The organism is Ruegeria sp. HKCCD6647-2 (genome assembly GCF_057221075.1).
This window is the reverse complement of the sequence record NZ_JBWVBD010000004.1, coordinates 205,810-225,305: the sequence shown is the minus strand read 5'-3', so window position 1 is coordinate 225,305 and position 19,496 is coordinate 205,810. Positions and strand designations below refer to the sequence as shown.

The window sequence follows — 19,496 nt, the reverse complement described above, 5'->3', positions numbered from 1 at the left end:
ATGGCCTCGCACATCCTCTGTTCACACAAGTACCGGATCAAGCTGCCGCGATCTGGCCGGCCTTTTCAACCAGCACTTCTGCCTGACGGATCGAAGCGTAATCGATCAGACGGCCATCCAGAGAAACTGCGCCTTTCCCCGATGCTTCCGCCTCGGCCATGGCGACAAGGATGCGCTGCGCTTTGGTCACTTCGGCGTCTGACGGCGACATGACCTCGTTGGCCAGAGCAATCTGGCTGGGGTGGATGGCCCATTTGCCTTCGCAGCCGAGTACCGCTGCGCGTTTGGCGGCAGCACGATAGCCGTCCGGGTCCTGGAAATCACCGAAAGGTCCGTCGATCGGGCGCAGGCCGTTTGCGCGCGCCGCAACCACCATGCGGGCCAGAGCGTAGTGCCACATGTCGCCCCAGTGGGTCAGGCGGCCACCGTCGGCATCCGCATCCGTCAGAACCGAGTAGTCCGGGTTCACGCCGCCAATGATCGTAGTACGCGCGCGGGTCGAGGCCGCATAGTCGGCTACGCCGAAATGCAGGCTTTCGTTGCGTTTCGACGCAGCCGCGATTTCGCTGACGTTCTGCATGCCAAGCGCCGTTTCGATGATGTGCTCGAACCCGATCCGCTTTTTGTAACCCTTGGCGTCCTCGATCTGCGTCACCAGCATGTCGACCGCATAGACGTCGGCGGCGGTTCCAACCTTGGGGATCATGATCAGATCCAGCCGTTCACCGGCCTGTTCGACCACATCAACCACGTCTCGGTACATGTAGTGGGTGTCCAGACCGTTGATCCGCACCGACATGGTCTTGTTGCCCCAGTCGATGTCGTTCAGAGCCTCGATGATGTTCTTGCGCGCCTGTTCTTTCTCGTCAGGGGCGACAGCGTCTTCCAGATCGAGGAAGATGACGTCCACTTCCGATTTGGCGGCCTTTTCGAACATTCCGGGCTGGCTGCCGGGGACGGCCAGTTCGCTGCGGTTCAGTCGGGCGGGGGCTTGGTCGATGTTATGAAAGCTCATGATTTGGGTCCTTCGTCTTACAGGTTCGGGTAGATCGGGAAGCGCTTGCAGAGCTCGGCGACTTCGGCCTTGACCTTGGCCTCGACGGCGTCGTTGCCGTCTTCACCATTGGCGGCCAGGCCGTCGACCACCTCGATGATCCAATCGGCGATCTGGCGGAACTCGACCTCACCAAAGCCGCGGGTGGTGCCGGCGGGCGAGCCAAGGCGGATGCCGCTGGTGATGGTCGGCTTTTCGGGGTCGAACGGCACGCCGTTCTTGTTGCAGGTGATATGCGCCCGGCCCAGAGCCTTCTCGGTCGCGTTGCCCTTGACGCCCTTGGGGCGCAGGTCGACCAGCACGACGTGGGTGTCGGTGCCGTGGGTCACCGTATCCAGACCGCCCCTGATCAGCTGATCCGACAGCGCCTGCGCATTGGTCACGACCTGCTTGATGTAGTCCTTGTACGAAGGCTGCAGCGCTTCGCCGAAGGCCACCGCCTTGGCCGCGATCACATGCATCAGCGGACCGCCCTGAATGCCGGGGAAGATCGCCGAATTCACTTTCTTGGCGATATCTTCATCATTGGTCAGGATCATGCCGCCGCGTGGGCCGCGCAGGGTCTTGTGGGTGGTCGTCGTCGCCACATGCGCATGCGGGAAGGGGCTGGGGTGCTCGCCTGCGGCCACCAGACCGGCGAAATGCGCCATGTCCACGTGCAGGTAGGCGCCAACCATGTCGGCGATCTGACGCATGCGGGCAAAGTCGATCTGGCGCGGGATGGCCGAGCCGCCCGCGATGATCAGCTTGGGGGAATGTTCTTTCGCCAGCGCCTCGACCTGATCGTAGTCGAGCATGTTGTCTTCTTTGCGCACGCCGTATTGCACGGCGTTGAACCACTTGCCCGACTGGTTCGGGCGGGCGCCGTGCGTCAGGTGGCCGCCCGCATCGAGGCTCATGCCCAGAATGGTGTCGCCGGGCTGGATCAGCGCCTGGAATACACCCTGGTTGGCCTGGCTGCCCGAGTTCGGCTGCACGTTGGCAAACTCGCAGCCAAACAGCTGCCTGGCGCGGTCGATGGCCAGGTTTTCGGCGATATCAACAAACTGGCAGCCGCCATAGTAGCGACGACCGGGATAGCCTTCGGCGTATTTGTTGGTCATCACCGAGCCCTGCGCCTCCATCACGGCGGCGGAGACGATGTTTTCCGAGGCAATCAGCTCGATCTCGTCGCGCTGGCGGCCCAGCTCGGATGTGATCGAGCCGAACAACTCGGGGTCACGCTCGGCAAGGGACTGGGTGAAAAAACCGGTGTCACGAAGATTGGCGTTCATTGGGGCTCCGACTGGCTGGGGTACGTTTGGCGGATTTCCTATAGGAAACCGGGTACGCTAAAAAGGCTGTAAAGCGACGAAATGGCCCGCTATGGCGTCAAGTCTGGCGTAATGCGGAAAGGTGTGTTTGTTTCGGAACCAAATGTGCAGCACCGGAAACCACAAATCATGACCAAGAGAATCGCCTTTCTTGCCAGCGACGTCCAAGTGGCGCAAACCGCCCGGGATACGCTGGTGGCGCGTTATGGAAATGTGGCGCCACGGGACGCGGATGTCGTGGTCGCACTTGGCGGAGACGGGTTCATGTTGCGCACATTGCACAATACCCAGCACCTGAACACACCGGTCTATGGCATGAATCGCGGGACGATCGGTTTCTTGATGAATGAGTATGCCGAGACCGATCTGATGGCCCGGCTGGCCGCGGCAGAGGAAGAGGTGATCAATCCTCTGATCATGAAGGCGATGGATCAGTCGGGAAAACTCCATGAAGCACTGGCGATCAACGAAGTCTCACTGCTGCGCGCGGGTCCGCAGGCAGCGCGGTTGAGAATCTCGGTCGATGGCCGCGAGCGGTTGGACGAGCTTGTCTGCGACGGAGCGCTTTTGTCCACGCCGGCGGGATCTACCGCCTACAACTATTCCGCGCATGGCCCGATTCTGCCGATCGGTTCTGACGTGCTGGCCCTGACGGCGATTGCGGCCTTTCGGCCTCGCCGTTGGCGCGGGGCATTGCTGCCCAAGACAGCTCAAGTCCGTTTCGACGTAATCGAAGCGGATAAACGTCCGGTCATGGCGGATGCCGATTCGATCTCAATTCCCGATATTGACTGGGTTGAGATCAGATCAGAGCCCGCCGTGCAGCATCGCATTCTGTTTGACCCGGGTCACGGGCTGGAAGAACGCTTAATATCCGAGCAATTCACATAAATTTCGTCTCACAACAGACTTTTCGCGTTTTGTGTGAACCAGTTCACATGCAGCGCAAGTGTCGTTTGATACCGTGATCTTGCCCGGAGAACACGCCAGGGTGGAAGTGAGTGGCCACCCAACGGTGTTTTCGAATGATTGCGCAGTTTACGCGCTGGCGAGGGTGGGTGGTGCTACGCTCGTCATCAGAAATCCGGGCATATTTTAGTATGCGGACCCCGGGCACAAAAACCCGGGGTCGATTTTTTGTGGACTGCTGAAAATGGCGGTTCAGACCTCTGCCTGCATCTTTTCCCAAAGGATCGGAGCCATCTGCCCGACTCGCGCTTCGATTGCAGCGGCGGCATCAACGGCTAGGTCTTCACGCCAGCGCCGTGCTGCGACCTGTACGTTGATCGGCTGGGGGCCTTGCGGCAATTCCGCCAATCGCGCGGGAACGCACGCCGCGGGCAACCCAAGAAAGTTCATCGCGTAGGAATAGACCGCGCAGCCAAGGACTTCGTGCACACCCTCAGCTCCTTCAGTGTCCCGGTCGGGTTTGAAAAACGGCTGGGGCAGGAACGGCGACAGCACCAAAGGATAGTCCTGCAAAAACAGCGACCACTCGCGGGCATAGTGGCTGCGTTTTGCCATCATCTGCAGCAGATCGGTTTCGACGATTGGTGGAAACTCCTGAAAGTAGACGTCGAAAATTTCGCGTATCGTCTCGGACCCGGCAGCTTCGATGTCGCTTTTCATAAGGGTCAGTACTTCACCCATCAATGCGCGGTATCCGTTGCGACCACATTCGAAGACGTCTGGCGGGTCGATCTCCTCGACCAGGTAACCGGCATCGACCAATGCGTCCCGTGCTGTGTCCAGGGCTTTTTCGACCTCCGGGTGCAGGGCGTATCCAAAGGTGTTCTTGGTGAAGGCCACCTTGATCGGGATGTCCAAATCTTCACCGTGCCACGGAAGCGGAACATGAAAGGGATCACGCGGATCAGCGGCAATCAGACTGGGCATGGACAGGTGAAGGTCTGCGGCTGAGCGAGTGATCAATCCCTGAACCGACATGGATTGGGCCAGCAGTCCGCGTTCGGCTTTTTGGCCAGGGTTCCACGCCGGTACACGACCAAGGCCGGGTTTGACCGTCACCGTGCCGTTGGCTGCTGCCGGAAATCGGAGGCTGCCACCGATGTCATTGCCATGCCCCAAAGCACCGATGCCCGCGATCACGGCTGCACCCGCACCACCGGACGAGCCACCGGGTGAGATATGTCGACCCCAGGGATTATGGGTACGCCCGTGCAGGGGATTGTCTGTATCGGCGCGAAAGGAAAATTCCGGCGTGTTCGTTCGCCCGATCACCACGGCACCCGCGTTCAACAAGTTGGTCACGACGGGTGCGTCGTCCGGAGCGATGGCCTCTTTCAAGGCGATCACTCCGTTGGTTGTGGGGTGGCCTTTCTGGTCGACATTTACCTTGATGGTAACCGGAACCCCATGCAGGGAACCTACTGGTTTTCCCTGCGAACGGTCCCGATCTAATATCCGGGCACGTTCCAGCGCTTCTGTGCGCAGGTCTTCGACAACGGCATTCAAGTCGGGATTGACCTGATCCATCCGGTCCAGAGCGCTTTGAACGGCATCTTCGGCGCTCAGGTCTCCGGTCCGGGTCAGTTCCGTCAACTCGGTGGCGCTCAGACGCCAGTAGTCGGTATGTGTCATGTGCCCTCGCTGTCCTGGCACGACAGTAGGAGGACTGGGGCGGGTTGCAAGAGAAACAAAAGCATAGGGCGGCATGGCCGCCCCGCCGGGACTATTGTGCGTACCCGATGGTTTTCAGCGCCGATGAAATCTCGTCCAGAATGGCCGGATCGTCGATGGTGGCGGGCATCTTGTAGTCCTTGCCATCTGCAATCGACACCATGGTGCCACGCAGGATTTTGCCCGATCGGGTCTTGGGTAGCCGATCGACCACGACCGCGAGTTTGAAGGCAGCGACAGGGCCGATTTTCTCGCGCACCATTTTGACGACTTCCTGAACGACCTCACCGTTATCGCGCTCTGTCCCTGCGTTCAGGCATAGGAACCCAACCGGCAATTGACCTTTCAACTGATCCGATACACCGATAACAGCGCATTCCGCGACATCGGGGTGGGCGGCTAGAACTTCTTCCATACCGCCAGTGGACAGGCGATGGCCCGCGACGTTGATCACGTCATCCGTGCGCGCCATGATGTAGAGGTAACCGTCTTCGTCGATCATGCCCGCATCACCCGTTTCGTAGTAGCCCGGGAAGTGTTCAAGATAGGATTTCTTGAACCGGTCCTCGGCATTCCAAAGGGTCGGCAAAGTTCCGGGGGGCAGGGGGAGTTTCACCGCGATGGCCCCCAACTCACCGGGTTTCATCGTATGCCCGCCTTCGTCCAGAATCTGCACGTCATAACCCGGCATCGGCTTCGCGGGCGATCCCAGCTTGACCGGCAGTTCCTCGATCCCCAGCGGGTTTCCTGCGATTGCCCAGCCGGTTTCGGTTTGCCACCAATGGTCGATGACCGGTACATTCAGCGCGTCCTGCGCCCAGGTAATCGTATCCGGGTCGGCCCGCTCCCCGGCCAGGAACAAGGCATTGAGGCAGGACAGGTCGTAGTTTGCCAGCAACTCGCCCTTGGGGTCTTCGCGTTTGACGGCACGGATGGCGGTCGGGGCGGTGAAGAAGCTTTTCACCTTGTGCTCGGAAATCACGCGCCAGAAGGTTCCGGCATCCGGAGTGCCAACGGGCTTACCCTCGAACACAATTGTGGTGTTGCCGTGGATCAGCGGAGCATAGCAGATATAAGAGTGTCCCACGACCCAGCCTACATCCGAGGCTGCCCAGAACACGTCACCCGGATCGACATTGTAGATGTTCTTCATCGTCCAGTTCAGCGCCACCAGATGTCCAGCGGTGGGGCGCACAACACCTTTCGGGGCGCCGGTTGTGCCCGAAGTATAGAGTATGTAGGCAGGATCGTTGCCATCTACCGGGACGCACTCCGCCGGCTCGACTCCGTACTGGAACCCGTGCCAGTTGAAATCGCGTCCTTCAATCAACTGCGCCACTTCCTGTTCGCGCTGAAAAATCACACAGAACTCGGGCTTGTGGTCGGCCATTTCAATCGCGCCGTCCAGCAGGGGTTTGTAATGTACCACACGACCGGGCTCCATACCGCACGAGGCCGCGATGATCGCTTTGGGTTTTGCGTCGTCTATACGTACCGCAAGCTCGTTGCTCGCAAAGCCGCCAAATACGACCGAATGAACAGCGCCCAACCGGGCACAGGCCAACATGGCCTCAAGCGCTTCGGGAATCATCGGCATGTAGATGATGACGCGGTCGCCTTTTTCGACACCCTTGGCGCGCAAAGCGCCCGCCAGGTTGGCCACGCGATTGCGCAGCTCGACATATGAGATCTCACGCTTGGTGTGTGTGATCGGGCTGTCGTAGATAATGGCTGTCTGTTCGCCGCGCCCGTTTTCGACATGGCGGTCGACCGCGTTCCAGCAGGTGTTCACGCGGGCATCGCTGAACCACTCATAAAGTGGGGCATTCTCGGCAAAAAGCGCCTTGCTCGGTGGGCGAACCCAGTCAATTCCCTTGGCGGCGTCCATCCAGAACCCCTCAGGGTCGGTTTTCCAGCTATCGTAAACGTTCTGATACGCCACGGTGTTCTCCTCCCAAACGCATTGAGCAATGTGTTAGGCAACCCGGGCACGTCGGACAAGCAAGTCGGTTAACGACGCGTCAGTTTATCGCAAAATATTTGCAGAAACGGCAAAATATCGCTGCAAAGTTTTGCAAAAATCTTTCTTTTCATGTTCGTCGGGCAAAACTAACCGGGTTTTTGCAAATTTGCTAACTTTAACCTGCAAATGCTGACGCCCTGAGATTCGGATCAGGAGGACGTTTTGGCATAGCGCGGAAGCGCGTCATCAATATTCAACCAACGCAACCGATCCGCGTGAAAGACATGAAACGCCGGTGGCAGGGAATCCGGGTCTTCTATTGTTGCGGTATAAAGGTGGATATTCACCTGGTCCCGCGCATTCCGATAGGCCATTTGAGTGCCGCACGTTCCACAGAAAAGACGCTCGACGTCTTCGGATGAGCGGTATACGCGCGGCTCATCGCCGGACCACACAACGGTGTCATGCGGTAGACCAAAGAACGCCGTTACAGGTGCGGCACAATTGCGACGGCAGTCCGAACAATGACAATAGCAACTCCAGGCAATATCAGCCTGGCTTTCCCATCGAACCGATTGGCAGTGGCAGTGTCCCTTCATGCCAACATTTTTCAAATACTGACACGGGATGTGTCAACCGTAATGGGCGACCGGTGTGCCCGCAATTGCTGCCATGTTCAGCAGACCACGTGCGGTGATCGATGGTGTCACGATATGCGCCTTGTTGCCCATTCCCATCAGGATCGGACCGACCTCTAGGCCGTCAGCCTTCATTTTCAGGATATTGCGAACACCGCTGGCCGCGTCCGCATGCGCGAAGATCAAAACGTTTGCAGCGCCTTCCAATCGCGAGTTCGGAAAAATGCGATCACGCAGCCCAGGGTCCAGAGCGAGGTCCAGATTCATTTCGCCCTCATAGACGAAATCTCTTGGTTGGCTGTCCAGTATATCCAGCGCCGCGCGCAGACGCTTGCCGGATCCCTCGGCCTGATTGCCGAACTGCGATTGTGAACAGAATGCAATCTTGGGCTCAATTCCGAAGCGCCGTACATGGCGGGCGGCTCCGATCGTGCTTTCGGCAAGTTCCTCGGGTGTCGGTAACTGGCGTACATGCGTATCGGCTATGAAAAGCGGACCGTCTTCGAGGATCATCAGTGACAGCGCGCCGTGCGGGCGCAAATCACCGTCATCAAGCACCTGCTCGACATAATTCAGATGCCATCGATATTCGCCAAACGTACCGCAGATCATGCTGTCGGCCTCGCCCCGATGCACCATGATCGCACCGATGGCTGTGGTATTCGTACGCATGATCGCTTTGGCCAGATCAGGTGTTACCCCCCGGCGCTGCATGATCTCGTGATAGGAGTTCCAGTAATCATAATAGCGCGGGTCATTTTCGGGGTTCACGATCTGAAAGTCCTTACCGGGGCGTACTGTCAGCCCCAGCCGTTCGCAGCGCGCTCCAATCACGTCCGGACGCCCGATGAGGATTGGCGTTTCCGTGGTTTCCTCGAGAACGGCCTGAGCGGCGCGCAACACGCGTTCATCTTCGCCCTCGGCAAAGACAATCCGCCGCGAAGCTGCCGCAGCGGCCTCGAAAACCGGCCGCATCAGCAGGGCTGATTTGAACACGGTCTGGTTCAGTTTTTCTTTGTAGGCTTCGATATCCTCGATCGGGCGCTTGGCGACACCACTGTCCATCGCAGCTTTGGCCACCGAAGAAGACACGACGCCCACCAGACGCGGATCAAAAGGCTTGGGGATCAGGTAGTCGGGGCCAAAGGTAAGCTGTTCACCCTTATACGCCGCAGCGGCCTCGGCGCTGGTTGTGGCGCGGGCCATCTCGGCTATGCCGTCAACGCAGGCGATCTGCATCTCGTCGTTGATCTCGGTTGCACCTACGTCCAGCGCGCCCCGGAAAATGAAGGGAAAACACAGAACGTTGTTGACCTGATTGGGGAAATCGCTGCGGCCCGTCGCAATAATCGCATCCGGTGCGACCTCGCGTGCGGCTTGCGGCAGGATTTCGGGGGTGGGGTTGGCGAGTGCGAAAATGATCGGCGTTTTCGCCATCCTCTCGACCATTTCGGGTTTCAGAACATTTGGGCCACTGAGCCCAAGAAACAAGTCCGCGCCGTCAATCACATCATCCAAAGTGCGCAGGTCACACTTCTGCGCGAACCGGTCTTTATGCGGGTTCATGTCTTCGGCGCGACCCTCGTAGACCAATCCGTGAATATCGCACAGCCAGATGTTTTCGCGTTTGACGCCCAGTTTAACCAACATGTTCAGGCAAGCGATTCCAGCCGCGCCGCCACCGGTCGAGACGATTTTGATGTCCTCAAATTTTTTGCCGGCGACGTGCAGGGCGTTCTTGGCAGCGGCGCCAACAACAATGGCGGTGCCGTGCTGATCGTCGTGAAAGACGGGAATGTTCATCCGCTCGCGGCACATCTTCTCGACGGTGAAGCAGTCCGGCGCTTTGATGTCTTCCAGGTTGATTGCGCCAAAAGTCGGCTCCAGCGCGCAAACGATCTCAGCAAGCTTTTCCGGGTCCGGTTGGTTGACCTCGATGTCGAAGCAGTCGATGCCGGCGAATTTCTTGAACAGGACAGCCTTGCCTTCCATCACTGGTTTGGAGGCAAGTGCACCGATATTGCCAAGCCCCAGAACTGCAGTTCCGTTGGAAACCACGGCCACAAGATTTCCGCGTGACGTGTATTTCTCGGCGTTGTCCGGGTCATTCTTGATCTCAAGGCTGGCCTCCGCAACACCCGGTGAATAGGCCCGTGCCAGATCGCGGCCGTTGGCCATCGGTTTGGTGGCCTTGATTTCAAGCTTTCCGGGTTTTGGATGGGCGTGATAGTCAAGCGCGGCCTGCCGCAGGCTGGGTGTATCGGACATCGTTGAGCTTTCCATTTTGGAATTTAGTTTAGTGTTAAACTAGTTTTGACGCCGGGGAAACCTAGAATCGGAATCAGTCGACGACCGGCGGCGTCTTGCAAATTCCCGTACCGACCTCCACTGTCCGGCGCAGAGGAGAACAGCATGACCGACACCATAGCCGAGTTTCGTATCCCAACAAACGAATTGCGAGACGACATTCCCTTTTATACCAAGGTACTGGGTATGCGGATGGATATGATCTACCCGGCGGACGACCCGCGGGTAGCTGTGTTTTCCGGCCACGGGCTGCGACTTCGTATCGAAAAAGACGCGACCGAGGGTCCCGGTGCGTTGCGCATTCTCACCGATGACCCGGATGGCTTTGCGGATGGAGAGCGCAGTCTGGTGGCCCCGAATGGCACGCGCATCGAAATCGAAGAGCGCCATCCACCGCTGGTAATGCCTGAAACGGTTCACTCCTTCGTTGTGCGCAGGCTCAAGGATCAGGCGCCTTGGATCATTGGGCGTGCCGGGATGCATTATCGTGACTTGGTGCCGGATCGTCTGGGCGGGTCGATCATTGCCAGCCACATTCGAATTCCGGATGGCGGACCGGTGCCCGACATGGTGCACTTTCACAAGGTCGGGTTTCAGTTGATCTTCTGCATCCATGGCTGGGTCGATGTGGTTTACGAGGATCAGGGCAAAAAGATGCGGCTGACGGCTGGCGACTGTTTCATTCAGCCACCTGAAATCAGGCATCGCGTTCTGGAAGCGTCCGACAACGTGCAGGTGATCGAGATCGGTGTTCCTGCTGAACATGTCACCGAAATTGATCACGATATGGAATTGCCGACCCCGCATCTGCGCCCTGATCGTGAATGGCAGGGGCAGCGGTTCGTGTACAATCAAGGCAAGGATGCTAAGTGGATGCCTTTCCGTCTGCCGGGCTACATCTGCCGGGACACGACGATCGCCGAGAATACAAAGGGCGTTGCCGGTGTTCAGGTCGTGCGTCGGGGGCAGGGTGACCCGGTCTGGGCTACCCACGACACTGATATCCACTTTACCTTTGTGATGAATGGTGAAGTGACGCTTGAGGGCGAAGGTCGCGAACCATACCGGTTGGAGCATGGCGATGCCTTTGTTATCCCACCCGGAATGCGAACGCGGCTGTCTGATCCGTCGGATGATGTTGAACTGCTCGAGGTCACTCTGCCCGGCACATTTAACACGACGTTAGGCTAGGCTTAAAATCGCTGCGGAAAATAATCAGGTGGGGCTTCAATTCCCCGCCTGCTTTCATTTAGGGTATGGCATTCTGACCAGATGATCAAAAATTGGGGAATCGCCATGCCGCTTAAAGATGCTGCCCTTTCCGTTCGCGAAAAAGCTTATGCGCCCTATTCGAACTTCAAAGTCGGCGCGGCGATCCGGTCTGCTTCGGGCGAGGTTTACTCCGGCTGCAATGTCGAAAATGTGGCCTACCCCGAAGGGACTTGCGCCGAGGCCGGAGCCATCGCGGCTATGGTTGCTGCCGGCGAGCAGGAACTGGTCGAGGTCTATGTAGTAGCCTCCAGCCCGCAGCCCGTGCCGCCTTGCGGGGGCTGCCGGCAAAAGCTGGCCGAGTTCGGCAAGGCGGATGTTCCGGTAACGCTCGCAACAGCGGATGGTGCTGAACAGAAAACGACAATTGGTCTGTTGCTGCCCGGCGCATTCGGCGCCTCGCATATGGAGGGCGCTTGAGCCAATGGATGCGCGCTCGATCATTTCCAAACTGCGCCGACACGACGTTCCCACCCGTGATGAGTTGATCTGGTTCGCGCAAGGTCTGGCGGATGGTGGGGTCAGCGATGCGCAGGCCGGGGCCTTTGCCATGGCGGTCTGCATGGGGGGGCTGGGTGCTCAGGGCCGAGCCGACCTGACCGTCGCCATGCGAGACAGTGGCGAGGTGCTGAACTGGAATTTCGACGGCCCGGTGATCGACAAGCATTCAACCGGTGGGGTCGGCGATTGCGTCAGCCTGGTACTTGCCCCGGCGCTGGCCGAATGCGGCGCCTACGTTCCGATGATCTCGGGGCGCGGGCTGGGGCATACGGGCGGAACGCTGGACAAGCTCGAGGCGATACCGGGCGTCACGACGCAGATCGGGCAGGGCCGCCTGACGCAGATTCTGAACGAAACCGGGGCTGCCATTGTTGGTGCAACGGGTCAGATCGCCCCTGCCGACAAACGTCTCTACGCGGTGCGCGATGTGACGGCAACGGTGGAAAGCCTCGATCTGATCACCGCGTCGATCCTGTCCAAGAAGCTTGCGGCCAGCCCGGATGCCCTGGTTCTGGACGTCAAGGCTGGCAGCGGTGCGTTCATGAAAACGCATGAGGAAGCTCGAAAGCTGGCGCAGGCCTTGACCGAAACGGCCAATGCCGCCGGGTGCCGGACTTCGGCGGTGATCACCGACATGGACCAGCCTTTGGCCTCGGCATTGGGCAATGCGCTGGAGGTGGCCGAGGTGATGAAGGTGCTGACAAGCGGAGGTGTGTCGCCGCTGGCCGAAATATCTGCCGAACTCGGTGGAACTCTGCTGGTTGATGCTGGAATGTGCGATACCTTCGAAGACGGATACGCGCGGATCGCCGGGATCATCCGCGATGGGCGCGCCGCCGAGCGCTTTGGCCGCATGATGGCAGCTGTTGGCGGACCGGTTCAATTTGTTGACAACTGGGCGCGGTTTCTTCCCGAGGCGAATGTCATTCAGGAAATCCCCGCCCCCTGTGACGGATTTGTGACTGCCATTGATGGAGAGGCGTTAGGTTTGGCCGTTGTTGCGCTGGGCGGTGGGCGTCAGGTCGAAAGCGATGAAATCGACCCGGCGGTCGGGTTGTCAAACATCCTGAAACTGGGCACGCGGGTCTCCAGGGGCGAGCCTTTGGCGGTAGTCCACGCCGCGCGCGAAGAGACCGCGCGTCGGGCGGAAACGGCTGTCGTGCAGGCCGTCACCATCAGCGAAACACCAGTGAACGCACCCAACCTGGTGCATGAAAGGATCACTGCATGAGCCGCGCGTTTCTTGTGGTGATGGACTCTGTCGGCATTGGCGGCGCTCCGGACGCAGCACGGTTCTTCAATGGCGATATTCCGGACACTGGGGCCAACACACTGGCACATATCGCGCAGGCCTGCGCCGACGGGCGCGCCGAAGAAGGGCGATCGGGGCTTCTTCGTTTGCCAAATCTCGATGCACTCGGAATCGGTGCGGCCGCGCGTTTGGCGTCAGGCGACGCGACGCCGGGGCTGGAAGCAGCGCCGAGTGGTCTGTGGGGCTGTGCGCGGGAACATTCTCCGGGTAAGGATACGCCCTCGGGGCATTGGGAATTGGCGGGTCTGCCAGTGCCGTGGGACTGGCATTATTTTCCCGACGCGGTCCCGGCCTTTCCCGCCGATCTGAGCTGGGCCGCCGCCGAAGCCGCCGGAACCGACGGCATTCTGGGCGATTGCCACGCGTCCGGCACGGCGATCATTGCGGAACTGGGCGCTGAGCATATGCGCAGCGGCCGGCCCATCTGCTATACCTCGGCCGACAGCGTGTTCCAGATTGCGGCGCACGAGCAGAGCTTCGGTCTCGACCGACTGCTCGGCATGTGCAAGGCGCTTGCGCCGCGACTGCATGAGATGAGGGTGGGCCGGGTTATCGCGCGGCCCTTTGTCGGCTCGCCGGAGGAGGGTTTCACCCGCACCACCAATCGCAAGGATTTTGCGATGCTGCCACCCGCACCGGTGCTGACCAACTGGGCACAGGATGCCGGGCGTCGGGTGCATGCGGTGGGCAAGATTGGTGACATCTTTTCGATGCAGGGGATCGACACGCTTCGCAAGGGTTCGGATGCTGAGCTGATGGGGCACTTGTCCGATCTGGTCGATGAGGCCGAAGACGGAAGCCTGACCTTCGCCAATTTCGTCGAGTTCGACAGCCTTTTTGGTCACCGCCGCGACATCAGCGGCTATGCGCGTGCGCTGGAATGGTTCGACCGCGAGATTGGATTGATCCTGCAAAAGCTACGGCCTGGTGACCTGATGCTGTTGACCGCCGATCACGGCAATGATCCAAGCTGGACCGGCACCGACCATACGCGCGAACAGGTTCCGGTAGTAATCGCAGGGCTTGGCGCGGGCCAAATCGGTCAGATTGATTTCGCCGACGTCGCTGCAAGCATTGCACAACATCTGAACATTCCGGCACAGGGGCCGGGAAGGACATTCCTATGACCGTCGCAGACCTTCCAAAAATAGAACTACACCTGCATCACGAGGGCGCAGCACCACCGGCCTTTATCCGCCAGCTGGCACACGAAAAGCGCATCGATCTGAGTGGTATTTTCAATCCCGACGGGTCGTATGACTTCCGGGATTTTGCGCATTTCCTCAGCGTTTACGAGGCTGCCTGCGAAGTCCTGAAGACGCCTGAAGACTTCCGCCGCCTGACGCTTGCGATACTCGAGGAGAGTGCGGCGAATGGGGTGGTATACTCCGAAACATTTCTCAGCCCGGATTTCTGCGGAGGCGGTGATTTGCATGCCTGGCAGGATTATCTGAACGCGATTCAGGACGCTGCCGATGAAGCTGAACGAAAATTCGATATTACCCTGCGCGGCGTCGTCACCTGCGTGCGTCACTTCGGACCCGAACAAGCCAAACGCAGCGCATATTGTGCAGCTGAAACCGCAGGCGATTGGATCACCGGCTTTGGCATGGGCGGCAACGAATCCGTTGGCGCGCAGGGCGATTACAAATGGGCGTTCGACTGCGCGCGCGAGGCCGGGCTGCGCCTGACCACGCACGCAGGCGAATTCGGTGGTCCCGAAAGCGTCCGTGATGCAGTGCGCGATCTGGGCGTGGAGCGGGTCGGTCACGGGGTTCGCGCCATCGAAGACCCGGATCTGCTGCGCGAACTGATGGACCGCGAGGTCACGCTTGAAGTTTGTCCGGGTTCAAACGTGGTCCTGGGTGTGTTCCCCGAGTTTGCGGCGCACCCAATCGCCCGGCTTCGGGACGCAGGTGTCAAGGTAACAGTGTCCACCGATGACCCTCCGTTTTTCCATACCACGATGCGGCGCGAATATGAGATGTTGAATCAGGCCTTTGGCTGGGAGGCCGAGGATTTCGCAGCGCTGAACGAAACCGCGCTGAACGCGGCCTTTTGCGATGAAGACACCCGCGCGCGGGTCAAAAAGAGACTGGAGAAAACATGAGCGAACACCTGACTGTCGTCGATCACCCGCTGGTGCAGCACAAACTGACGCTCATGCGGGACAAGGGCACTTCGACCGCCGTATTCCGGCAATTGCTGCGCGAGATCACGTTGTTGCTGGCTTATGAGGTCACGCGCGAGCTGAAACTGACCACGCGCCATATTGAAACGCCCATGGAGGAAATGGACGCCCCTATACTGGCCGGCAAAAAGCTGGCGCTGGTCTCGATCTTGCGGGCGGGAAACGGGATGCTGGATGGCGTTCTGGAACTGATCCCTTCGGCGCGCGTGGGTTTTGTCGGCCTTTACCGTGACGAGGAAACGCTGAAACCGGTGCAGTATTACTTCAAGGCGCCCGAAGGGCTGAAAGATCGCCTGGTTATTGCGGTGGACCCGATGTTGGCGACCGGCAACAGCTCGGCCGCGGCAATCGATCTGTTGAAAGAGGCTGGCGCGACCGATATTCGCTTTCTCTGCCTGCTGGCCGCACCCGAAGGGGTCGCGCGGATGAAAGACGCGCATCCCGACGTCAAGATCGTCACCGCTTCGTTGGATCGCGAACTGAACTCCAAGGGTTATATCATGCCGGGGTTGGGCGATGCCGGTGACCGGATGTTTGGCACCAAGTAACCCGGTCTACTCGCCGCAGATGTTCTGCAGCCGGACCCAGTCACGGTCCGGCAGAACCTGTTCCAGTGTCCGGCCCGCCATCGGGTCTGCCTCGATCAGTCCAAGAACTGTCTCGCCCGTGATATCGCGCGCATAAGCATATGGGGTTGAGGGCAGCGCAGCCTGCGCGAAGACAGCCAGCAGGTCTTCGTCTTTGATATCCGGGTGGGGTTCGGTGAGAACCTGTTCGGTGTACGTATCAACGTTGTCCGCAGTAAGCTCACCAGTTGTCAGCAGACGAAACGCTGTTGTCGGTCCGGTCCGGTCCAGCAGATCGTCCAAAGGATCCTGAAGTTCTGCACGGGCGCGAGCCGCAATGATGTAACCTGCGGCGACGGCCGGATCCTCGTGATCCTCGACCAGAGCGCGATTCAACAGAACTGTACCTCCCGGAAGGCTGAGACTGTCCGGCACACCTGCCGGCAGAATAACAACCTGGCGAACGCCTGTGCGTTTAGCCAGTTGGTCGAGCGATGTCAGTGCGTCCGGCGATGTGCAGGCTTGCCCCGAGACCCGCTCGATCCGTTGCAGGATGGTCGCGCCGATTTCCTGCCGTTTGATATCTGGGACCACTGAAACCACGTGGCACTGTAACGCGACCGGCAGCCACAGCAGCAGCACTGCCAAAACTGCCAGGACGACCCCTGCCACCGATAACCACCGAAGACGCCCCGGATGCGGACGCGCGCGGTCGATGGCGCGTTGCAGACGGTCGATGGCCTCCAGCATTGTTGTCTCGGTCTCCGCCAGTTCCAGCGTTTCACCGGGATCACCATCAGGATTGAACACAGCCGGAAATGATCCGGGGTTCTGTCGCTCCAATGCTGCCAGGGACCAATGCGTCAAAGCCCGGTCATTGAAATCCGAGATTGTCAGCGTGGCCTCGCCGATGGACACCACAACCTCGCGCCGCTGTTCCTCGGGCGAGGGGCGCCACAGACCGGTGGCTTCGATCCGCTGGTACTGTTTCAGGGCCGTCATCTGGATGAGGTCTGCTCAATTTTTCTTTTGCCGCAGCATAGCATGGCGAAATCACATGGCGCAAACCTGTTGCGCCACAAATCGAATTTGTGCTGGATAGCCCGGATGGCCGGAAGGACCCGGGATCAAATCGAGATCGAGGTGCAGATTGCAGTCAGCCAAACAAACGTCCCCGGTTCTGGCGTCGATGCTCATGGTCGGGGCCATGGCAATCATCGGTGTGATTGACAACGTCGTGATCCTGCTCGCCGAGACAGTCGGGCTGTGGCAGTTCCACCTGAGCAGGGCGTTGCTGATGTTGCCGCTGATCGTGGGTTTGTCGTTGCTGGGGCTTGGCGGATTACGGCCAAGACGCATGGGGCCGGTCATATTGCGAAGCGTTCTGATAACGATGGCTATGCTGTTCTATTTCGCCTCGCTGGCCCTGATGCCGATTGCGCAGGCTTTGGCCGGGCTGTTCACCTCGCCGATTTTTGTCTTGTTGATTTCCGCGCTGGGAATGAAGCAAACCATTGGCCCGTGGCGCATTGCCGCCGTGATGATTGGCTTCACGGGGATCTTGTTTGTTCTGCAACCAAACCCGACTGATTTCGACCTGCAAACCTTGCTTCCGGTTGCCGGTGGCTTCTTCTATGCACTCAGCGCGATCATTACCCGCAGCCATTGTTCAGAGGAAAGCACCGCAGCGCTGCTGGCCTGCATGGTCATCACACTGGGGCTGGCGGGGGGCATCGGGCTTGCTGTTTTCACCTATTTTCCAGCTCCGCCTGTCGAAGGGCCCGACGGATTCGTCACACGCGGTTGGGTCTGGCCGATACAACCGGTACTGCCTTGGATTTTGGTTCAGGCTTGCGGTTCGACAATAGCAGTTTTCATGCTGATCAAGGCGTACCAAATCGGTGAACCATCTTATGTGGCCGTATTCGAATATTCGGTAATGATTTTCGGCCCACTTTTCGCCTGGGTTGCTTTGGGTCAGACCATTGGCGTTATGCAGGTCGCGGGTATCGGACTGATCGCGGCGGCCGGCGCACTGTTAAGGTGGCGGGCGGGGCGTTCGCCCGCCGAACAGGAGGCCGTGTGATCATCTCGACTGGACGCAGCTATGTCTTTGTTCACATCCCAAAAACCGGGGGAACATCGCTGGCGGCGGCTTTGGAACAGCGGGCAAAGAAAGATGACATACTGCTGGGCGACACGCCCAAAGCGCTGCGACGCAGGAAGCGCGCCAAGAAGCTGAATGCCCGGGGCCGGTTGTGGAAACACTCCACGCTGGCCGATATCGACGGGCTGATTTCGCTGAATCAGATGCAGGGCATGTTCACGTTCACGCTGGTTCGAAACCCTTGGGACCGCATCGTAAGCTATTATCATTGGCTTCGGGCGCAGCATTTTGATCATTCCGCCGTTACTCTGGCCAAGTCTTTGGATTTCGAGTCGTTTGTCCTGCACCCCGTGGTCGGACAGTCTTTTAGGCGAAGCGCCGCCCGCACTTATATGACGCGCGCGGACGGGGTCGAGCAGTGTAAGACTTATGTTCGTCTGGAGAATTTCGAACACGACGCTGCCCCACTGTTCAAGCACTTGGGATTCAAACTGGATTTACCGCATCTGAACCTGTCGGAACGTCGCCGGGATTTTCGATGGTACTATTCCCGACAGTCCAGGAAAGCGGTTGAGGAATGCTGTGCTGAGGACATTCAAAGATTCTCCTACAGCTTTGACCCTGTGTCGGAATCATAGTTTCCAAATCTGCGCTAAAAGCATTTTGTGGGGTTCTGTTGTTTGCTTACTTGGGCTCAAAAGCCCAAAAACGGCCCCAATTTGAGCCAAATGTGTCAAAACTAAGTCACTCGCAGGGTTTCCATGCTAGCCCTTTTGGATCGTTTTGTTTGTGCCAAAAGGGGGTGAGGCACGTGTTGGAAGTAGTGAGTATCTCGAGCGTTTCTGATCGCTCGATGAGTGTTGAATTAGATGTGCAGCAAGAAGCAGTCACGGCCCGGCGCGGCGGTTTGGTGCATGGTACCAAAATTGCGACCACCGGCGGCTGGAAGAAAGTGGAACATCTGAAACCGGGCGACCTTGTCCGCACTTTGGATCATGGGTTCAAAGAGCTTCGCCGAACGTCAACTGACCTGATCATGATACCTGACGGCGAAACCCGTTCCGAGAACCTTCCGGTTCGCGTGCCGTCCCGTGCGGCCTATAACGGTCGCGTGGTCTGGTTAATGCCAGAGCAGGGGATGGCCGTGGATCACAACAAGATCGATCCGTCACAGGCTGGTGTGTCGATTGTTGCCGCAAGGTTGCTGAACGGCGCATGTCGGTTTAGGTCCAGGGCCCCGGCCTCGAATTTCGAAGTCAGCACGCTGTTCTTTGATCAGGATGAGGTGATCTATATAGAAGGCGGCCTGCAGGCCTATTGCCCGGCGGCCCGCTTTGGAATGCGGACGGGGAATAGTCAGACCACCTATTCCGTGGTCGATGGTGAAATTGCCATTTCTCTGATCGATGAAATTGCAGACACGGGCAATATGTATGCCCTTGCCAATCCCTTGGGCGCGCTGCCGGCACCAGTTTCAGATGAACCGATCTTGCCAACGCGGCCAGAGAGAGGGTGCCGGCGTCCCGGACGACCAGGACGACCGCCTCCGCCGGTTCTTTTTCTGCGGCCCGAGTGGATGATGCTGACCCACCAATGATTAAGTGCCGGCGCATTGGAAAACGCGCCGGCGACTTT

General features: G+C 58.9%; 18 protein-coding genes. 10 read left to right on the top strand and 8 right to left on the bottom strand.

What is annotated here, in order from left to right; all coding sequences use genetic code 11:
• Positions 1 to 37 precede the first annotated feature (37 nt).
• Positions 38 to 1,015, bottom strand: coding sequence for an HpcH/HpaI aldolase/citrate lyase family protein (locus tag AC2TDJ_RS12555; RefSeq protein WP_480842676.1), 978 nt, complete (start codon positions 1,013 to 1,015; stop codon positions 38 to 40).
• A 17-nt stretch (positions 1,016 to 1,032) separates the two neighbouring features.
• Complete coding sequence (glyA, locus tag AC2TDJ_RS12550) at positions 1,033 to 2,328, bottom strand: serine hydroxymethyltransferase (RefSeq protein ID WP_480842674.1); 1,296 nt, start codon at positions 2,326 to 2,328, stop codon at positions 1,033 to 1,035.
• A gap of 168 nt (positions 2,329 to 2,496) precedes the next feature.
• Between glyA and AC2TDJ_RS12545 the strand changes: the two genes are divergently transcribed.
• Complete coding sequence (locus AC2TDJ_RS12545) at positions 2,497 to 3,258, top strand: NAD kinase (RefSeq protein WP_480842672.1); 762 nt, start codon at positions 2,497 to 2,499, stop codon at positions 3,256 to 3,258.
• 270 nt (positions 3,259 to 3,528) lie between these two features.
• Here the strand turns inward: AC2TDJ_RS12545 and AC2TDJ_RS12540 are convergent, their stop codons facing one another.
• The 4 genes from AC2TDJ_RS12540 to AC2TDJ_RS12525 all read right to left on the bottom strand — a co-directional run bounded on the left by AC2TDJ_RS12540 (position 3,529) and on the right by AC2TDJ_RS12525 (position 9,876).
• Complete coding sequence (locus AC2TDJ_RS12540) at positions 3,529 to 4,968, bottom strand: amidase family protein (RefSeq protein ID WP_480842671.1); 1,440 nt, start codon at positions 4,966 to 4,968, stop codon at positions 3,529 to 3,531.
• A 91-nt stretch (positions 4,969 to 5,059) separates the two neighbouring features.
• Positions 5,060 to 6,949, bottom strand: coding sequence for a propionate-CoA ligase PrpE (gene prpE, locus AC2TDJ_RS12535; protein ID WP_480842669.1), 1,890 nt, complete (start codon positions 6,947 to 6,949; stop codon positions 5,060 to 5,062).
• 230 nt (positions 6,950 to 7,179) lie between these two features.
• Positions 7,180 to 7,569 (bottom strand): GFA family protein, encoded by a 390-nt coding sequence (locus AC2TDJ_RS12530; RefSeq protein ID WP_480842667.1) that lies wholly within the window; start codon positions 7,567 to 7,569, stop codon positions 7,180 to 7,182.
• Positions 7,570 to 7,602: 33 nt separating this feature from the next.
• The gene (locus tag AC2TDJ_RS12525) at positions 7,603 to 9,876 is read right to left on the bottom strand and encodes an NADP-dependent malic enzyme (RefSeq protein ID WP_480842665.1); all 2,274 of its coding nucleotides are present in this window, start codon (positions 9,874 to 9,876) and stop codon (positions 7,603 to 7,605) included.
• Between the two features lie 144 nt (positions 9,877 to 10,020).
• Here AC2TDJ_RS12525 and AC2TDJ_RS12520 point away from each other — a divergent pair, with 144 nt between their 5' ends.
• From AC2TDJ_RS12520 to upp, 6 genes are all read left to right on the top strand, one after another.
• Positions 10,021 to 11,106, top strand: coding sequence for a cupin domain-containing protein (locus AC2TDJ_RS12520; RefSeq protein WP_480842663.1), 1,086 nt, complete (start codon positions 10,021 to 10,023; stop codon positions 11,104 to 11,106).
• Between the two features lie 105 nt (positions 11,107 to 11,211).
• Positions 11,212 to 11,604, top strand: coding sequence for a cytidine deaminase (locus AC2TDJ_RS12515; protein ID WP_480842661.1), 393 nt, complete (start codon positions 11,212 to 11,214; stop codon positions 11,602 to 11,604).
• A 4-nt stretch (positions 11,605 to 11,608) separates the two neighbouring features.
• Entirely contained in the window at positions 11,609 to 12,916 is a 1,308-nt protein-coding gene (locus tag AC2TDJ_RS12510; protein ID WP_480842659.1) for a thymidine phosphorylase, read from the top strand.
• Positions 12,913 to 14,124: a phosphopentomutase gene (locus tag AC2TDJ_RS12505; RefSeq protein WP_480842657.1), complete on the top strand. Its 1,212-nt coding sequence runs from the start codon at positions 12,913 to 12,915 to the stop codon at positions 14,122 to 14,124. The genes AC2TDJ_RS12510 and AC2TDJ_RS12505 overlap by 4 nt, the downstream gene beginning before the upstream one ends.
• On the top strand, positions 14,121 to 15,107 hold the full coding sequence (locus AC2TDJ_RS12500) for an adenosine deaminase (protein ID WP_480842656.1): 987 nt from the start codon (positions 14,121 to 14,123) through the stop codon (positions 15,105 to 15,107). The genes AC2TDJ_RS12505 and AC2TDJ_RS12500 overlap by 4 nt, the downstream gene beginning before the upstream one ends.
• Positions 15,104 to 15,736, top strand: coding sequence for a uracil phosphoribosyltransferase (gene upp / locus AC2TDJ_RS12495; protein WP_480842654.1), 633 nt, complete (start codon positions 15,104 to 15,106; stop codon positions 15,734 to 15,736). Before AC2TDJ_RS12500 ends, upp begins: the two co-directional genes overlap by 4 nt.
• Positions 15,737 to 15,742: 6 nt before the next feature.
• Here the strand turns inward: upp and AC2TDJ_RS12490 are convergent, their stop codons facing one another.
• Together AC2TDJ_RS12490 and AC2TDJ_RS12485 are read right to left on the bottom strand one after the other, a co-directional pair.
• Positions 15,743 to 16,756: a hypothetical protein gene (locus tag AC2TDJ_RS12490; RefSeq protein WP_480842652.1), complete on the bottom strand. Its 1,014-nt coding sequence runs from the start codon at positions 16,754 to 16,756 to the stop codon at positions 15,743 to 15,745.
• Positions 16,757 to 16,807: 51 nt separating this feature from the next.
• The gene (locus tag AC2TDJ_RS12485; protein WP_480842650.1) at positions 16,808 to 16,951 is read right to left on the bottom strand and encodes a hypothetical protein; all 144 of its coding nucleotides are present in this window, start codon (positions 16,949 to 16,951) and stop codon (positions 16,808 to 16,810) included.
• On the opposite strand from AC2TDJ_RS12485, the gene AC2TDJ_RS12480 reads away from it, so the two are divergent.
• The 3 genes from AC2TDJ_RS12480 to AC2TDJ_RS12470 all read left to right on the top strand — a co-directional run bounded on the left by AC2TDJ_RS12480 (position 16,944) and on the right by AC2TDJ_RS12470 (position 19,458).
• Positions 16,944 to 17,840 carry a DMT family transporter gene (locus AC2TDJ_RS12480; RefSeq protein WP_480842649.1) on the top strand — a complete coding sequence of 299 codons (897 nt, stop codon included), beginning with the start codon at positions 16,944 to 16,946 and terminating at the stop codon, positions 17,838 to 17,840. The genes AC2TDJ_RS12485 and AC2TDJ_RS12480 overlap by 8 nt on opposite strands.
• On the top strand, positions 17,837 to 18,499 hold the full coding sequence (locus AC2TDJ_RS12475) for a sulfotransferase family 2 domain-containing protein (protein ID WP_480842647.1): 663 nt from the start codon (positions 17,837 to 17,839) through the stop codon (positions 18,497 to 18,499). The genes AC2TDJ_RS12480 and AC2TDJ_RS12475 overlap by 4 nt, the downstream gene beginning before the upstream one ends.
• A 215-nt stretch (positions 18,500 to 18,714) precedes the next feature.
• Positions 18,715 to 19,458: a Hint domain-containing protein gene (locus tag AC2TDJ_RS12470; RefSeq protein WP_480842645.1), complete on the top strand. Its 744-nt coding sequence runs from the start codon at positions 18,715 to 18,717 to the stop codon at positions 19,456 to 19,458.
• Positions 19,459 to 19,496 lie beyond the last annotated feature (38 nt).

What these genes read in the sequence shown, in the direction of transcription:
- AC2TDJ_RS12505 (WP_480842657.1), top strand. Translation starts at nt 12,913, where the DNA reads ATGAGCCGCGCGTTTCTTGTGGTGATGGACTCTGTCGGCATTGGCGGC.
- AC2TDJ_RS12555 (WP_480842676.1), bottom strand. Translation starts at nt 1,015, where the DNA reads ATGAGCTTTCATAACATCGACCAAGCCCCCGCCCGACTGAACCGCAGC.
- upp (WP_480842654.1), top strand. Translation starts at nt 15,104, where the DNA reads ATGAGCGAACACCTGACTGTCGTCGATCACCCGCTGGTGCAGCACAAA.
- AC2TDJ_RS12520 (WP_480842663.1), top strand. Translation starts at nt 10,021, where the DNA reads ATGACCGACACCATAGCCGAGTTTCGTATCCCAACAAACGAATTGCGA.
- AC2TDJ_RS12480 (WP_480842649.1), top strand. Translation starts at nt 16,944, where the DNA reads ATGCTCATGGTCGGGGCCATGGCAATCATCGGTGTGATTGACAACGTC.
- AC2TDJ_RS12510 (WP_480842659.1), top strand. Translation starts at nt 11,609, where the DNA reads ATGGATGCGCGCTCGATCATTTCCAAACTGCGCCGACACGACGTTCCC.
- glyA (WP_480842674.1), bottom strand. Translation starts at nt 2,328, where the DNA reads ATGAACGCCAATCTTCGTGACACCGGTTTTTTCACCCAGTCCCTTGCC.
- AC2TDJ_RS12515 (WP_480842661.1), top strand. Translation starts at nt 11,212, where the DNA reads ATGCCGCTTAAAGATGCTGCCCTTTCCGTTCGCGAAAAAGCTTATGCG.
- AC2TDJ_RS12500 (WP_480842656.1), top strand. Translation starts at nt 14,121, where the DNA reads ATGACCGTCGCAGACCTTCCAAAAATAGAACTACACCTGCATCACGAG.
- AC2TDJ_RS12525 (WP_480842665.1), bottom strand. Translation starts at nt 9,876, where the DNA reads ATGTCCGATACACCCAGCCTGCGGCAGGCCGCGCTTGACTATCACGCC.
- AC2TDJ_RS12485 (WP_480842650.1), bottom strand. Translation starts at nt 16,951, where the DNA reads ATGAGCATCGACGCCAGAACCGGGGACGTTTGTTTGGCTGACTGCAAT.
- AC2TDJ_RS12545 (WP_480842672.1), top strand. Translation starts at nt 2,497, where the DNA reads ATGACCAAGAGAATCGCCTTTCTTGCCAGCGACGTCCAAGTGGCGCAA.
- AC2TDJ_RS12530 (WP_480842667.1), bottom strand. Translation starts at nt 7,569, where the DNA reads ATGAAGGGACACTGCCACTGCCAATCGGTTCGATGGGAAAGCCAGGCT.
- AC2TDJ_RS12490 (WP_480842652.1), bottom strand. Translation starts at nt 16,756, where the DNA reads ATGACGGCCCTGAAACAGTACCAGCGGATCGAAGCCACCGGTCTGTGG.
- AC2TDJ_RS12470 (WP_480842645.1), top strand. Translation starts at nt 18,715, where the DNA reads ATGAGTGTTGAATTAGATGTGCAGCAAGAAGCAGTCACGGCCCGGCGC.
- AC2TDJ_RS12540 (WP_480842671.1), bottom strand. Translation starts at nt 4,968, where the DNA reads ATGACACATACCGACTACTGGCGTCTGAGCGCCACCGAGTTGACGGAA.